Consider the following 14,566-nt stretch of genomic DNA (forward strand, 5'->3'; position numbering starts at 1 on the left):
AGAACCAAGAACAGGCTACCTTGCGGAGAGTGACTGGCGGTTCCTCCAGAGCGGCGCGACGCCGCTCCTACGCTCGAGGCGTGGAGGCTGGTGCGTTCAGAACCTCTCCTGGCAACACGAACAGTCTCTTTTTCTTGCCCTCCTTCCCATTCTCATGCTGACGACGCGTCGGCGTCCACGAACCCAGAGGACGTCAACGCATCCAGTCTCTTGAAATACGCGTCGCGCGCTTCGCCGTCCGTGTCAAACCAAATGCGCTGGTGTCGAGGCGCTTCGGCGCGCGCCCCCCACGACAGGTGTACTACGCGCTCGTCCAGGGAGACACGGTAGACGACCTCCGCGCCCGAGGCCTCGCGGCGCACGTACGTGCGCGTCTCCGCGCGGATGAGCGACCGCCCCTCGGCCGTCTGGCGCAAGGCGTCCCGCTCGGCGCGCTCGCGGGCGTAGGCGACGCGGAGCGCGATCATGTGCTCGCACGGCCCTTCGCGGAGGCCGCTCCGGCGGAACGTGGGGCAGCTGCACCACGCGTCGGAGACGCGGCCCTCGAGATCCATCGTGAACCGCGGCGCGAAGTCGCGGTGCGCCTCCCGGTCCGCGACCTCCCCGTGGATCTCGGTGCCCTCGCCGGCGATCTCATGCACCTTGGTCGGCCTCACCGCGCCGGGCGCGCCGAGCAGGCGGTGGGCCGCGGCCTCGCGGGGCGAGCTGTAGCGGATGTCGCGCTCGTCCACCGGATCGGCGAACAGCTCGCGCGGGCGGTAGACGCGGCGCGCGACGTCGTAGAGCACCCGGCCGCGCAGGCACTCGAGCTGGAGCGCCGCGCGGGCGTCCTCGGCGCCTCCGCCGGCCGCGAGCGACGCGAGCGGGAGCGGCCCCCGCTCGCGGAGGAGGGCGAGCTGCCTGCCCGCGAGCGCGTCGAGCGCCGCGCGCGCCTTGTCGCCGCCTTTCCCCTCGCGAGGCATCAGGGCGTCGAACGAGGCGGCGCTGGCCCAGCTGCTGTCGGTCCAGCCCGTGAGCGCGATCGTCAGCGTCGCGCGGCCCAGATCGAGCACCCAGAAGACGGGCAGCCCGGGGCCCCGGAGCTCGGCGCGCACGCGCTGCACGTGCGGCAGGAGCCGCGACAGCGCGAGCAGCCGCTGCCGGCCGAAGGTCCGGACCACGCGCGGCGGACCCTCGTACGGAGGGCCGTGGCCCTCGATCAAGATCTCCCAGGGCTCCAGGATGAGGCGCGGCGGCTTGCCGGGGACGAGCTCGAAGCGCAGGCCGCGGGGCGGCTTCTTCGCCTTGCGGGTGCGGAGCACGAACAGCGCGTTGTAGAGATCGATCGGCGCGAGCTCGCAGGAGACGGCGGGGAGCGTCGCCGCCGATTGCACCTGCAGGAAGCCGCGGAGCCAGGTCGTCGGGACCTCCAGCGAGCGCTCGATCGGCGTGGCGCCCGCCGCGGCGTCTCCGCGCGAAGCGCCCGCGTCGAGCTCCACCTTTGCATAGGCGCGGAGGCGATCGATCTGCTCGACGATGCGCGGCGAGAGATCGACGAAGGCGGTGCCGTGGGCCGCCTCGCGGCCCTCGAAGAGGTCGCTGGAGAAGGCGAGCCGGGCGTAGGCGCTCTCGTCGCGCGAGAAGACCTCGATCGAGACCTCGTCCGGGTGCACCGTGAGCACGGGATCGAGCGCGCCGGACGCCCTCGGCTTCGCCGCGGAGCCGTCGCCCTGGCCCGCCGCGTCGTCGGGGAAGGCGCCCTCCAGGAACGCCTTCTGCGCCTCCCAGATGGCCGCCGTCGCCTTCTTGCCCTGCTTCATCAGGTAGGCGAGGTACGCGGTCCGATCCCGGCCCTTGTACCGGAGATCGCTCTCCAGGATGGTCGCCAGCGCGGCCATCGCGTCGCGGAAGAGCGCCGCGTCGCGGACGGTGCCGCGCACGCCGACCGGGCCGCGGGCGCCGTCGAGCGAGAGGCGCACGCTCGAGTGGAGCGGGGAGGCGGCGAGCTCGCTCGGCGCGGCGTACCGGAGGAGGATCGGGCGGGCGAGTGCGGCCGTCATGCGTTGACTCCTTCGGGGGTCTCGGGCTCTCTGGAGGAGCGCGCGGACGCGAGCCGCGCCGCGCGAGGATCCGCCGCCTTGCGCTTCGCGCGGCGGTACGCTCGGTACGCGGCCTTGCGGACGGCGATGTCGGCCTTCTCCTTGGCCTTCTCCTTGCCGAACGCGAGCGCGGCCAGCGCCTCGAGCGCGCGCTCGCCGCCGGCGCGGCCGAGCGCCGCGATCGCGTCGAGGCGCGCGGAGGCGTCGCCGCCGCTTCCCTGCGCGAGCGAGATCAGCGGGGCGAGCGCGGCGACGTCGCGGCGCGCGAGCATCGCCGGCAGCGCGAGGCGCCGGCCCGGCTCGGTCGCGGCGAGCGCCGAGAGCGCCTCGGGCGAGGCGACGCGCGCGGTCGGCCCGAAGGCGACAGGGTCGAACGGCCTCACCGCCGCAGCGATCGCGGCCGAGCCGTCCGGCGCGAGCGCGGCGAGCGCGGCGGACGCCGAGGCCCGGACGCCGGCGTCCATGTCCTTCAGGGCCGCCGTGAGCGCCTCCACGGCGCCCGCGGGCGGCGCGGCGCCTGCGGACCTTGCGGACCTCGCGGCCGACTCGAGCGCGCCGAGGGCGCGCGCGGCCTCGCGGCGGACCTCGCCGGGAGCGCTGTCGTTCGAGAGGAGCGCGCGCAGCGCGGGCGCCATCGCGGTCGCGCCGGCGCGCCCCGCGGCCCAGAGGAGCTCGCGCCACGCCGCGGCCTCGGCGCTGCGCTCGTCGCCGTGCGCGGACGACCAGCGCTCCGCGGTGCGCTGCGCCGCCGCGGCGAGCGCGCCCGCGAGGGCCCCGCGATCGCCGGCCACGGTGCCGGCGGCGATGAGCCGCGCGGCCTCCTGCCGCGCCGGGGCGCGGTCGTCCTCGAGCATGCGCTGGAGCGCGGCCACCGGCAGCGCGCCGCGGCGGAGCAGGCCCATGGCGAGGCGCTGCCGCAGGTTCCCGTCCTTGAGCGCCGCGAGCCGGGGCAAGAGCTCGGCCGGGTCGGCCTCCGCGGCGAGGTAGCTCGCCGCGGGGCCCGCGATGTCGTCGTGCTGGCTCCCGACCGCGAGGAGCTCGACGCGCGTCCGCTCGCCAGGGAAGAGCTTCTCCAGCGCCTTGCGCGCGTTCTTGCGGACCTCGCTGTTCCGCGCGTCGAGCGCGCGGGCGAGCGCTGGCTCGGCCGCGCCGTCGCCGAGCAGGCCGAGCTCGTTCACCGCGACGACGCGGAGCCTGTCGGGCGTGTCGCCGGCGCGCACCAGCTCCTCGAGCAGCACCCGGGCGCGCTCGCCGCCGAGCCAGCGCACGCCCTTCGCCGCCGACTCGCGGAGATCGACGGAGTCCGCGTTGAGCGCCTGCTCGACGCGCTCCGAGGCGCGCTTGCGGAGCTCGGCGCTCCCCAGCTTCGGGGCGATGCGGCCGAGCGCCTCCGTGGCGGCGGCCTGCATGCTCGGCTCGATGGGCGCCTCCTTGGTGCCGCCGGCGGCCACCGCCTCGAGCTCCTCCAGCGCGCGGGCGTCGCCGAGCGTGCCGAGCGCGAGCAGCGCGCGCTCGCGCTCCCCGGGCTCGCCCGCGCGCACGACGAGGAGGAGCGGCCGGAGCGCTGACGCGAGGCCCCGCTCGGCCACCCCCTCCGCGGCGGGTAGCACGAGCTCGCGCGCGCCGGCGCGCAGCACGGCCTCGAGCGGCCCGGAGGGCGCGCCCTTGTCCTTGACGCGCTTCGCGTACGACGTCACGGCCGCGACGCGCGTGGGGAGGTCGCGATCCGCGAAGAGCGCGACCAGGAGGTCGTTCTGCGCGGCGTCGTCGCCGAGATCGAGCTCGCGCGCCGCGGCGAGGCGGAGCGCCGGGTCCTTCGCGCGCGTGGCGGCGGCGAGGAACGCGAGCGCGAGCCCCGTCTCGCGCTTCTCGCGCTCGCGCCCCTTGTCGACGATCTCGAGGCACGCCTTGAGCGCGGCGCTCCGGACCTCGGCCGCCTCGTCGTCGAAGCGCGCCGCGAGCGGGCCGGTGGCCGCGGGGTTCCGCGTGCTCCCGAGCGCGCCGGCCAGCGCGGCGCGGTCCGCCGGCGTGGCGGCCTCATCCATGCGCGCCGCGAGCGCCTGCACCGCCGCGTCGCTGGCGAGCGCGACGAGCGCCTTGCGCGCGCGCGCCGCGGACGCGGTCGCGCTCTCGCGCAGGAACGCCGAGAGCACGTCGACCGCGCGATCGTCGCGGCTGCGGGCGAGGAGCTCCGCGGCGCGCAGGCGCAGGTCGTCGTGATCGCTCTCCATCGCGCGGCACAGGGCGGGCACGATGCGCGGATCGCTCGACGACGCGAGGCGCTCGAGCACGCCGAGGCGCAGGTCGGCGTGCTCGCTGCCGAGCGCCGCGAGGAGCGGATCGAGGCTGCCCTTCGGCGAGAGCCGCTCCAGGAGCTCGAAGGCGTAGCGGCGCACGTCGGGCAGCGCGGAGCTCAGCGCGCGCACGATCTCGGGGCGGGCGTCGCCGCCCCGCGCGGCGATCTCGTCGAGCGCGGTCCGCGCCACGTCGGCCGACGCCGACACGAGCCCGAGCGCGAGCGGCTCGCTCGCCCCCGCAGGGAAGAGCGCCTTGAGCCCGGCGAACGCCGCCTTGCGCACGAGGTGGTGCGGGTCGTCGAGCGCCCGGACGAGCGGCGGGACCGCCGCCGTGCTGCTGACGTGCCCCTTGGCGCAGACGTCGACGATGCGGTCGATGGCGTCGCGGCGCGTGCGGTGCGCCTCGTCGTCGCCCGCCGAGACCTGCCGGAGGAGGCCCATGTACGCGCCGAACGCGAGCCAGCGCAGCCGCCGCTGCTCGCCCTCCGGGACCGCGTCGCCGGCCGGCTTGTCGCTCTGCTTCTGCTCGGGCTGCGCGAAGAGGCGGCGGAGCCACCCCTTCGCGGGCTTCGTGTCGCTCTCCTCCGCGGCGCGCGGGGTCGTGTCCGCCACGACGTGGGCGCCCGCGGGGCGCAGCGCGGCCACGCGCTTCGCCTCGCGGAAGTAGTCGACCGGCTTGCGCCGGATGCGGAGCACCTGCGCGGCCGCGTAGCGCTGCTGCGGGTCGTCGCTGGCGAGCGCCTCGGCGAGGCCGACGAGGATGCGCCCGCGCGCGACCTCGGGCGGCCAGTCCTTCATGCCGGCGGGCTTCTCGCCGTCGGCCGCGCGGCCCTGCTCCGCCGTGTCGGGGCGCGGGGGCATCAGCGCCTCGATGAGGTGGGCGAGGTACGCCTCCGGATCGGTGCGGAGCTCCAGCGCGCGCGCCGCGGCGAAGCGCACGTCGGAGCGCTGCGACGAGAGCGCGCTCGTCAGGAGGTCCGGCGGGTCGCCGCGGCGAAACGCCCTGAGGTCGCGCGCGAGCACGATCGCGAAGACGATCTCCTGGACCTCGCGCGAGCTGTCCTCGAGGCCCTGCAGCATGCCGCCGTAGCCCTCGGGCCCGAGCGCCGCGAACGACATGATCGTCGCGACGCGGATGGGCGGGTGCTCGTGGCGCAGCGTGCCCGTGAGCACCGGCAGCGCCCGCACGTCGCCGAGCCGCGCGAGCCCGTCGGCGGCCCACGACCGCACCGCGACGTCGGCGTGGCCCATGGCGTCGAGCAGGTAGCCCTCCTCGCCGCGGCGGGCGGCCATCGCGAGCCCGCGCGCGGCCTGCTCGCGCACGTCGGGGTACTCGTCCTTGAGGAGCTCGGTGGCGAAGTACTTGACGAGGCGCGGCGAGCCGAGCGTCGCCAGCGCGGTCGCGGCGCGGGCGCGCAGCGGGCCGAGGACCTGGATCGGCAGCTGCGCGGAGGGGACCGCGTACGCGGATCCCCGACCCGCGTTTAAGAGCGACTGATCGGCGAGGAGCGCCCGCATCGGGTTGATCAGCTGCTCGTCGCGCCGGACGGCGCAGAGCTCGGCCGCGCGCACGCGGAGGTCGAGGTGGCTCGACTGGAGGCCGACGTGGAGCGGCCCCGCCTCGCCCGGCAGCAGCTTGTCGAGCGCCTCGATCGCGGCGATGCGCGGCCCCGCGTGCTCGTCCTCGAGCAGCTTGCTCAGGGCGCTGCGCGCGGCCTCGCCCACCGGCACGCGCGTGGCGAGCAGCCGGAGCAGGGCGTTGCGCGCGTCGTCGCCCGCCGGCATGTGCGCGGCCCCGCGCGCGCCGCTCTCCCGGACCGAGGGGTGGATCGACGCCATGGCGGCGAGGTGCGGCTCCGCTGCCTCCTTGCCGCGCAGCTTGACGACGGCGTCGTACGCGGCCTGGGCCACGCCCGCGTCGCGGTCGCCGATGGCCGCGTGCAGCCGCTCCGCGGCCCACGGCTGCTCGCCGTGCGCCTTGAGCTCCTCGACGGCGCGCAGGCGCAGGTCGGGGAAGCGCGCGAGCTGCGCGCGGTCGAGCGCCGTCTGCGGATCCGAGGTGTGCCACGACCAGAGCGTCCGGAACGCCTCGCGGCGGACCTTGGGCGACTCGTCCTCGATCGCGTCGGCGAGCAGCGCCTCGGCCTCGGGCGGCCTCGGCCCCTTGCCCTCGCCGGCGAGCGCCACGAGCCGGTCGAGCCCGCGGACGCGGATGTCCTCCTGCGACGAGCGCAGCGACGCCTCGGCCACGACGAGCGGGGCCGATGACTCCAGCCGCGCGTAGGCGTCGAGCGCCGCGGCGCGCACCGCGCCGTCCGCGTCGTCGAGCATCCAGATGAGCCGCTTCTCGGCGCGGGTGTCCCGGAGCTCGGCGAGCGCGGTCGCCGCCTGCCTTCGCAGCGACGGGTCCTGCTCGCGCGTGAGCTGCAGCAGCGCGCCGAGGGCGCGCGTGTCGCCGAGCTGCGCGAGGCCGCGCGCGCCCCGCACCGCCGTGTCCGGCGTGCGGCAGGCCATCGCGGTGAGCAGCGGCTCGAGGTCGGCCTCGGCGGGCTCGGCCCCCGGGCTGCCCACGCCGGGGATCCGGGCGCGCGCCGCCTTGATGGCCGCCTCGTCCGCGGCCTTCGCGCCGTCCTTCGCCCCATCCTTCGCGTTCGCCGCGGGCTTCTCCGCGCCGCCGGCGCCGGCGCGCCGCAGGACCTCGGCCGCGCGCCGCGCGATGTCGATCGCCGCGCGGCCTAGATCCTCGTCGCGCGCCTCGAGCGCGTGGGCGAGCGCGCGCCGCTCGATCACCTTCGCCGCGAACGCGATGCGGCGCACCTCGGCGTCCTCGTCGTCGAGCGCGCGCGCCGCGATCGGCGCGAACTCCGGCGCCGAGAGCCAGCCGGCGAGCGCGGCCCGGATGAGCGCCTCGACCCGGAGGTCGGCCGGGCCGCGCTCGAAGGCGGCGCGGAGCGGCTGCGGGCCGTCCGGGTGGATCTTCTGGAGCTGGTCGAGCGCCGTGAGCCGCACCGACGCGTCGCGGCCGGCGAGCTTCTCGGCGATGAGCCCCGGGATGAGCGGCGAGGTGCCGTAGAGCCTCCCGAGCTCGAGGAGCGCCCGGCGCTGGACGTCCGCGGCGCGGGCGCCGAGCGCTGCCCGGAGCGGAGCGAGCGGCGTGTCGCGCTCGATCGCGCGGAGCGCCTCGAGCGCGGCCATGCGGACGTTCGGGCTCTCGTCGTCGAGCGCCTCGCGCAGCTTCGCGCGCGCGCCGCGGCGCCCTTTCTCCCCGAGCTCGCGGGCGGCGAGCGCGCGCACCTCGGCGTCGCGGTCCGATCGGAGCACGGGGAGCGCGGCCTCGAGCGCCTCGGGCTCGTCGAGCGAGGCGAGCGTCTTGACGGCGCTCTCGCGGGCCGGTCGCGCGCCCGAGAGCGCCTGGGCGAGGACATCGAACCCGTGCGCGAGCTCTGCGGTGCCGTCCGCGGGCGCGCCGGCGGCGTCGATCGGGAAGCGCCATACCGTGCGCCGGTCCCCTGCGGCGAAGACGGCGCCGAGCCCGTCCTTCGCGTCCGCCCCGCCGCGGGCGGCCTGCCCGCGGGCGCCTTTGCGCGCGGCGGCGGCCGGCGCGAGCGCGAGCGCGTGGAGCGGCAGCGCGCTCGTCTCCAGCGTGCGCGGCTTGCGCTTGTCCTCGAGCCGGTGGATGCGGATCGCGCCGTCCGCGCCTGCGGACAGCAGGCGGTCGCCGCTCTCCTTGCCGTCCTCCTGCGGCGGCGGGGTGGGCAGGCACAGGAGCGCGCGGACGCCGCCCGCGTGGCCGCTCCCGTCCGCGCCGCGCACCTCGCACTCGACGTCGCCGACGAGGTACCAGAGGCGCACGGTGCCGTCGTCGCCGCCCGAGGCCAGCCGCCCGTCGCGCGGCGTGAACGCGAGCGCCGTGACCGGCCCGTCGTGGCCCGGCATGGCGCGGACCGCGCCCGTCGACAGCGTGACCACGCGGACGACGCCGTCGTCGCCTGCCGCCGCGCAGAGCTCGCCGGCAGGATCGAAGGCGACGGCGCGGAGCGGCGCCGCCGAGAGCGCGAACGACGAGCTCTCGACCGCGGCGCCGGGCTGCGGGGCAGGGGATCCGGCGGCCTCGCCGACGCGGAACACCCGCAGCGCGCCGTCGACCCCCACGGTCGCGAGGCGCGCGCCGCCGGGCGCCGCGGCGATCGCCGTGGCGCCGCCCGGGTGCGCGTCGATCGCCCGCCCGTCGGCGCCGCCGCCCGTGACGAGGCGCAGCGCGCCGTCGGAGCACGCCGCCGCGAGCAGGTCGCCCGCGAACGCGAGGCCCAGCACGTGCGCGGGCACGTCGATCGAGCGAACCGGCTTGTTCGCCACGTGATCGAACAGCGTCACCTGGCTCGCCCCGGCGGGCGATCGCGTGGTCTGCGTCTCGCGCGTCTCGCGCGTCTCGCGCGTCCCGCCCGCCTCGCTCGGCGCCGGCGCGCGCACGCCGCCGACCGCGAGGAGCCGCGGGCCGATCGCGAGCGCGCGGACCTTCTCGTAATGGCCGATCGCGTGGCTCATGCGCTCTCCTGTCCGACGCTGGGGAGCGCCCGGCCATCGCCGGCCGCTTGTCCGGCGCTCGGGAGCGCCCGGCCATCGCCGGCCGCTTCGAGGCCTTCGATCTCGAGCCCCGGGTGCGCGTGCTTGAGCCGCAGGAGCGCCGCCAGGCAGGCCTGCCACTCGCCCTTCGCGATCGACCCGGTGAACTCGGCGATGACGGGGGCGACGAGCGCCGCGAACGCCGCGTCCTCGACCGCGAGATCGCGCACGACCTCGATCACCTGCCGCTTGGCCTCGCTCGCCGAGAGGCGCCTGCGCGAGCCCGCGTCGTCGCCCGGCTCCGGCGACCTCCCTGCGGGGATCCCGGACAGCACGTACCGCAGGAAGCGCCGGAGCGCCTCGACGTCGGCGAACCGCCCCGCGTCCTCGGGCAGCTCCGCCGCGGGGCGGGCGTCGTCTCCCCGCGCCCCGCGCGGCCGCCAGCCCGGCGGCAGATCGCGCGGCCGGTGCTTCTCCCAGAGCATCCGCACGGCGAAGAGGCGCACCTCGCGGTCGGCGCTCTGCATCAGCCAGCCGAGGCGCTCGGGGCCGCCGAGCCGCGCGTAGTGCTTCAGGATGAGCGACAGGCCGAGCTCGCGCGCGCTCTTCTTCAGGCTCTCCGTGAGCGCGAAGACCTGCGCCGGATCGAGCTCCTCCGGCGTGAGCGCGATCGCCGGATCGGCCGACGGATCGCCGACCTTGCGGAGCGCGTCGAAGGCGATGTTGCGCACCTCCTTCGCGTCGCTGTGCGCGAGCTCGTAGACGCGGGTCTGGTAGCCCCACGCCCGGAGCTCGGCGCGCGTGATGAGCGCGGCGAAGCGCCGGACGTCGTCCCGCTTGTCGGAGAGCGCGGGCCAGATCCGCTCGGCGGTGAACGCGCCCCGCTTGAGCGCCGGCTTCAGCTCGAGCTCCTTGGCCTCGCTCTGCTCGGGCCCGAGGACGGGGTGGTGGCAGCGCAGGTACGTCTGCGCGAACGCGCGCATCGGCTCGGGCTCCTTCTCGCCGAGCGCGAGCGCGAACAGCCTCGCGGTGCCCGCCTCGCGGTCGCCGCGGCCGCTCGCGTCCTGCCCCGCGTCGAAGTCCTGCGGCTTCATGTGCGACAGGAGGTAGCGGCGCGCGAAGCCGTTCAGCGTCGGATCGGCGCGCCGCGCGAGCGCGAGCAGCCAGGGCAGCGTGAGCTGCCGCGGCGACACGATCTTCGGGTTGCCGAGCACCTCCAGCGCGACCGCGCGCGTCTCGGCGCTGAAGACGAGCCCCTTCAGGCGCTCGACGCCCTCGGCGGTCAGGTCGGGCAGGGCGTCGGCCTTCTGGAGCCATGTCGCGACCGTGGACCCGATGCGCTTGCGCGTGAGCGCGCCGAGCAGCCACGGCGTCCCGATCGCCGCGATCGGGTACTTGCCGAGCGCGTCGAGCGCGGACCTCGTCGCCTGGTAGTCGTCCTCGTGGCGCGGGTCGTCGAGCACGCGCACCCAGAAGCCCGCCCCGGGCTCGCCGGGCCGGTACTTGGCCTTGAAGTACGCGGCGGCCCACTTCTTCTGCTCGGACTCCCCGTAGAGCATGTCGACGAGGAAGCCCTCGGGCAGCTCGGCGCGGTCGAAGCTCTCGCTCAGGGCCTTGCCGGCCCACGCCTCGGTCTCGCTGTGCGTGAGCAGCCGCCCCAGGAACGCGTGGCCGAGCGCGCGCGGGCTCTTGCCCTGGAGCGCCGACGCCGCGAAGGCGCGCGTGTCCTTGTGCTCGGAGTCGAGCAGCGCGGCGAGGCGCTCCGGGTCGAGGTCCGTCGCGTGCGCGCGGGCGTACTCGATCGCGAACGTGCGCGCCTTCGCGCTCGGGGAGCCGAGCAGCGCGAGCGCCGCGTCGTGCAGCCCGAGGCCCCGCAGCTTGCTCTGGTGGAGCTCCGGCGAGCCGAGCAGCGTCTCGATCAGGAACTCGTGCGCGCTCGCCAGCGGCCGGTACGCGAGGCGGGCCAGCCACGCGGGCGTGACGCTCCGCAGGGTGTCGGCGAAGTCCTTCTTGAGCCCCTGGATCGCGAACTTGGCCGGCGGATCGGACTGGCAGGTCGAGAGCAGGAGCATCAGCGGATCGGGCGATCGCTTCCACGCCTCGTCGAAGGCGCGGTGCTTCACCATGTCGTTCGGCGGGACGTTGCCGTGGAACGAGCGCCCGTCGTACTTGCCCGTGCCGTGCGCCCAGACGTGGTTCGCGACCCAGAGGTCGCCGAAGCTCGTGCCCGGCGCGTAGTGGCGGAGGACCTCGACCGCGAACTGCGGGTAGAGCTCCGGCGTGCTCCGGCCGAGCTCGCGCAGGAAGCGCCACGCGCGGCGGCGCATGTAGATCAACGTCCCCTTGGAGACCTCGCGCCGCCGGGTGCGGGAGAGCTCGACGTCGAAGCGGAAGGCGAGCGCGCCGAAGAGCTCCGCGTCGAGCCGCGCCTCGGCCAGCTTGTAGATGCGCTTGAGCCCGCCCCACGCGCCGAAGACCAGCGGCGCGCTCGTGGCGATGTCGCGCAGCGCGCCGCGCCCTGCGTCCGTGCCCTCCTCGTAGATGCGCACGAGCAGGTCCGCGAGCTCGAGCCGCGGCGGCGGCGCGGCGTCGACCTGGGCGAGGAAGCGCTTCCACGCGTCGGTCGACTGCTCTCGCCGCTGCTCGGGGGAGCGCATGCCCTGCGCGCGCGAGAGCGCCTGCAGGAACGCCGTGAAGGTGAGCGCCCCCTCGCGCGGCGGCGCGTCCGGTTTGGGATCCGGCTGGCCGAGGTACGCCTCGACGACCTCGGCCAGGGTGGGCGAGCCGCTCGTGGCGAGCTGCTTGACGTTCGCGATGTCGATCGGGTTCGGTGAGCTCGTCAAGGCGCCCTCCCCTTGCGGGATGGCCTGGGAGAATCGCGAGCCCCGTGGTGCAGGTCAAGCCAGAGTCGATCTGACGTTGACGGAAGCGTCATCGCCTCCGCGTGGTGTGCGCCTGTGGGTGGGGCGTGTTCGCGGATGCCGGGGTGCCCCGCGGGGCCCGGAGCCGCCCGGCGCATCGCCTCGAGGCGCGCGCCGGGCGCGCAGCTCAGGCCGCGCAGCTCACGCCGCGCGCATCCGCGCGACTCACGCCGCGCGCATCCGCGCGACTCACGCCGCGCGCATCCGCGCGACCCGCTCCTCGACGTGCGGGTCGCCGCCCGCGTCGATGCCCGCGAGGAGCTCCTTCAGCGAGCGCCCGCGGTGGGCGAGGTGCGCCTCGAGGTGCGGCGAGAGCGCCTTCCAGCGCCGCGCCCACCCCGCCTCGGCGCTCATCGCGCCGTGGTGCGGCCGATCGACGAGCAGGGCGCCGAGCCGGAGGCCGAGCTCGGGATCGTCGAGCTCCTCGAGCTGTCGCTTCAGGAGGGCGAGCGCTCCGGCGGCCGGAGAGGTCGCTGGCGGGGCCTTCCAGGTGTCGCGCACGGCGCGCGCGAACGCCGCTGCGTCGAGCTCCGAGAGCAGCTCGATCGCGCGCACGAGCGGCAGGCGATCGCGCGCGCTCGGCGCGACCACGCGGGCCAGGAGCGCGTCCAGCGCGGCGGACAGCGCCCCGTCGGTCGCGGGATCGAGCCCGCCGAGCGACTCGAGCGCGCGGCGGGCGCGTCGGACGGCGCGCCCGAGCACCCAGCTCCGCCGGCCGCGCGCGGCCGAGACCGCGGCGAGCGCGTGGACGGCGGCCTTGCGCCGCGCCTCGGTGGCCTCGCCGGGCTGGACGCGCGGCGGCAGATCGAGCTTCGGCGGCGGGGGCGCGGCCGCTCCGGCGGTGGCAGCGGGGGCGCCGCCGGCGGGCGCGCCGCCCCCGGCGGCGGCCACTTCCTGGTAGCCCTCCCTGAGCTTCTCCGCGACCTTCTTGTCGCACTCGCGCTGCGCGGCCTCCGCCGTGGGGAACGCCTTCTCCTTGCGTTGCCCGGCGGTCCCCAGCCGCCCGTAGACGACGATGAACGTCGTGTCGTCCACGTCGGCCATCCAGAACTTGGCGCTCGTCCCCTGCACGAACTCGAACCGGCGCATGCGGGCGACGATATCACGCCGCGCCGGCGGCGCGCCTCACGACGGCAGCGGCGAGGCCGGCTGGCGGACCAGCACGAACGGCGCGACAACGAGCGACAGGAAGCGCAGATCGTGCTGCTGCGGCCAGCGCACGAGATCGGCGGCCGTCGGCTTGGTCAGCTTGCCGGCCGCGATCCAGGCCTCCACCGCGGCCGTGTCGTTCGCGGCCATGGCCTCGCCCACGTCCAGGAGATCGAGATCGGCGGCGACGACGATGACCGCATCGCGCACTGTGTGGGCGCGGAGATCGGTCCAGAAGACCTCCCCGAGCGTCTTGGCGAGCTGTTCGCGCATGGGGGCAGCATAGATCCCGGGCAGCGGCCGCCAAGCCGGCGATCCGCTGCCCGGGCGAGGGAGGGCGGCGGCTGCCGGCCGCGGCGCTCCGGGCAGGCGGCGCGGCCGGAGGCTCCGATCGAGCCCTACCAGCCCATGTTATGGTGAACCCAGCAGTCGATCTGCTCCCAGCCGACCCGCGCCTTGCGATGGCCGTTCAGGATGTGGCCCGTGTCGGGGACGATCGCGGTCGTGACGAACTCGGCGCTGGCATAGAGCGCCGCGTCGGAGTCCGCGTACGACGCCGGCTGCAGCGCGTCCGTCTCCCCGAACTGGATCAGCACCGGGCTCGTCACCTCGTCGATGCCGGCGAGCGTGGGGTCCTCGGAGACGGCGAGGAGGCTCAGGAACTGCCCGCGCGTGAACGTGTCGGCAATGGTGGTATTGTCAAAATCGATGAGCGCCGGGTTCGCGTTCGTGGTGTCGTAGAAGATGGCGGTGCGCATCTCCGGCGGGATCGCGATATAGGGCGTCTGCAGCAGCGCGGAGATCGCCTCCGACGGGACCGGGATCGGGTGCGGCGTGAAGGCCAGGCCGGTGTTCACGAGGACGTCCGCGTCATTGTAGGTGCTCTGAACGAACGTGTTGATGATGGCGCCGTTCGAGTGGCCGACGAGCGCGACGCGCGTGAAAGGCGTTTTGTAGACGCCGCCCGGCGTGCGCATCTCGGTGATGATCTGATGGACGCTGTCGGCGGTCTCGGCCAGGTCGACGAAGTCGCCGTCGGGCCGGCTGCTCTCTCCGGCCCCGAGCATGTCGAGCGCCAGGACGGCGTATCCCTCCTTCGCCATGTGCTGGGCATAGGAGTAATCGTGTCCGCCGAACGACGGGAGATCCCAGTACTCGTGCGTGTAGGTCAGGCCGTGGACGAGCACCTGGAGGGGGCGGTACTTGGCGTGACCCTGATAGTAGAGGTAGCCGACGACGTCGTAGGTGTTGCCGTCGGAGAGGGTCACCGGGAACACGAGGCGCTCCACCTTGGTGGGCTGCCTCGACGACGACGCCTCGGCATTGCCCGAAGAGAGCCCGGCGACCGCGAGCGCCGCCGAGAAGAGTGCCGTGCTGAGTGCGCGATAGTACAAGTTCATGAATTGACCCTCATGGTTGCGGCAGGTGATTGGAGGTGAGGCAACGTCTATCGCGGTGCGATATCCCGTGGTCTCTCAGCTCCAGCGCCGCCACGCCGTGTTCGCAAACATTGGACCAGAAAGCACCTCTGTCAACAGGATAGCGCACGATCTCCGCC

General features: G+C 75.5%; 6 protein-coding genes. All 6 read right to left on the reverse strand.

The genetic code is table 11. The features are described 5' to 3' along the window. Positions 1-152 precede the first annotated feature (152 nt). A complete protein-coding gene (locus tag WMF19_RS10955) occupies positions 153-2,039 on the reverse strand; it encodes an SWIM zinc finger family protein (protein WP_437899029.1) in 1,887 nt (628 codons plus the stop codon). Continuing rightward, positions 2,036-8,920 carry a HEAT repeat domain-containing protein gene (locus tag WMF19_RS10960; protein WP_437899030.1) on the reverse strand — a complete coding sequence of 2,295 codons (6,885 nt, stop codon included), beginning with the start codon at positions 8,918-8,920 and terminating at the stop codon, positions 2,036-2,038. The genes WMF19_RS10955 and WMF19_RS10960 overlap by 4 nt, the downstream gene beginning before the upstream one ends. Next, positions 8,917-11,781, reverse strand: a complete 2,865-nt coding sequence (locus tag WMF19_RS10965; RefSeq protein ID WP_437899031.1) for a hypothetical protein — start codon at positions 11,779-11,781, stop codon at positions 8,917-8,919. Before WMF19_RS10965 ends, WMF19_RS10960 begins: the two co-directional genes overlap by 4 nt. A 267-nt stretch (positions 11,782-12,048) precedes the next feature. Beyond that, positions 12,049-12,948, reverse strand: a complete 900-nt coding sequence (locus WMF19_RS10970) for a WGR domain-containing protein (RefSeq protein WP_437899032.1) — start codon at positions 12,946-12,948, stop codon at positions 12,049-12,051. A 36-nt stretch (positions 12,949-12,984) separates the two neighbouring features. Next, positions 12,985-13,281, reverse strand: coding sequence for a DUF2288 domain-containing protein (locus WMF19_RS10975; protein ID WP_272101604.1), 297 nt, complete (start codon positions 13,279-13,281; stop codon positions 12,985-12,987). A gap of 125 nt (positions 13,282-13,406) precedes the next feature. Continuing rightward, positions 13,407-14,408, reverse strand: coding sequence for an alpha/beta hydrolase (locus WMF19_RS10980; RefSeq protein WP_437899033.1), 1,002 nt, complete (start codon positions 14,406-14,408; stop codon positions 13,407-13,409). Positions 14,409-14,566: the final 158 nt, after the last annotated feature.

The organism is Sorangium sp. So ce124, assembly GCF_051525235.1.
Classification (GTDB): domain Bacteria; phylum Myxococcota_A; class Polyangia; order Polyangiales; family Polyangiaceae; genus Sorangium; species Sorangium atrum.

Coding starts and splice junctions, on each gene's coding strand:
- WMF19_RS10955 (WP_437899029.1), bottom strand. CDS start 2,039: ATGACGGCCGCACTCGCCCGCCCGATCCTCCTCCGGTACGCCGCGCCG.
- WMF19_RS10960 (WP_437899030.1), bottom strand. CDS start 8,920: ATGAGCCACGCGATCGGCCATTACGAGAAGGTCCGCGCGCTCGCGATC.
- WMF19_RS10970 (WP_437899032.1), bottom strand. CDS start 12,948: ATGCGCCGGTTCGAGTTCGTGCAGGGGACGAGCGCCAAGTTCTGGATG.
- WMF19_RS10975 (WP_272101604.1), bottom strand. CDS start 13,281: ATGCGCGAACAGCTCGCCAAGACGCTCGGGGAGGTCTTCTGGACCGAT.
- WMF19_RS10980 (WP_437899033.1), bottom strand. CDS start 14,408: ATGAACTTGTACTATCGCGCACTCAGCACGGCACTCTTCTCGGCGGCG.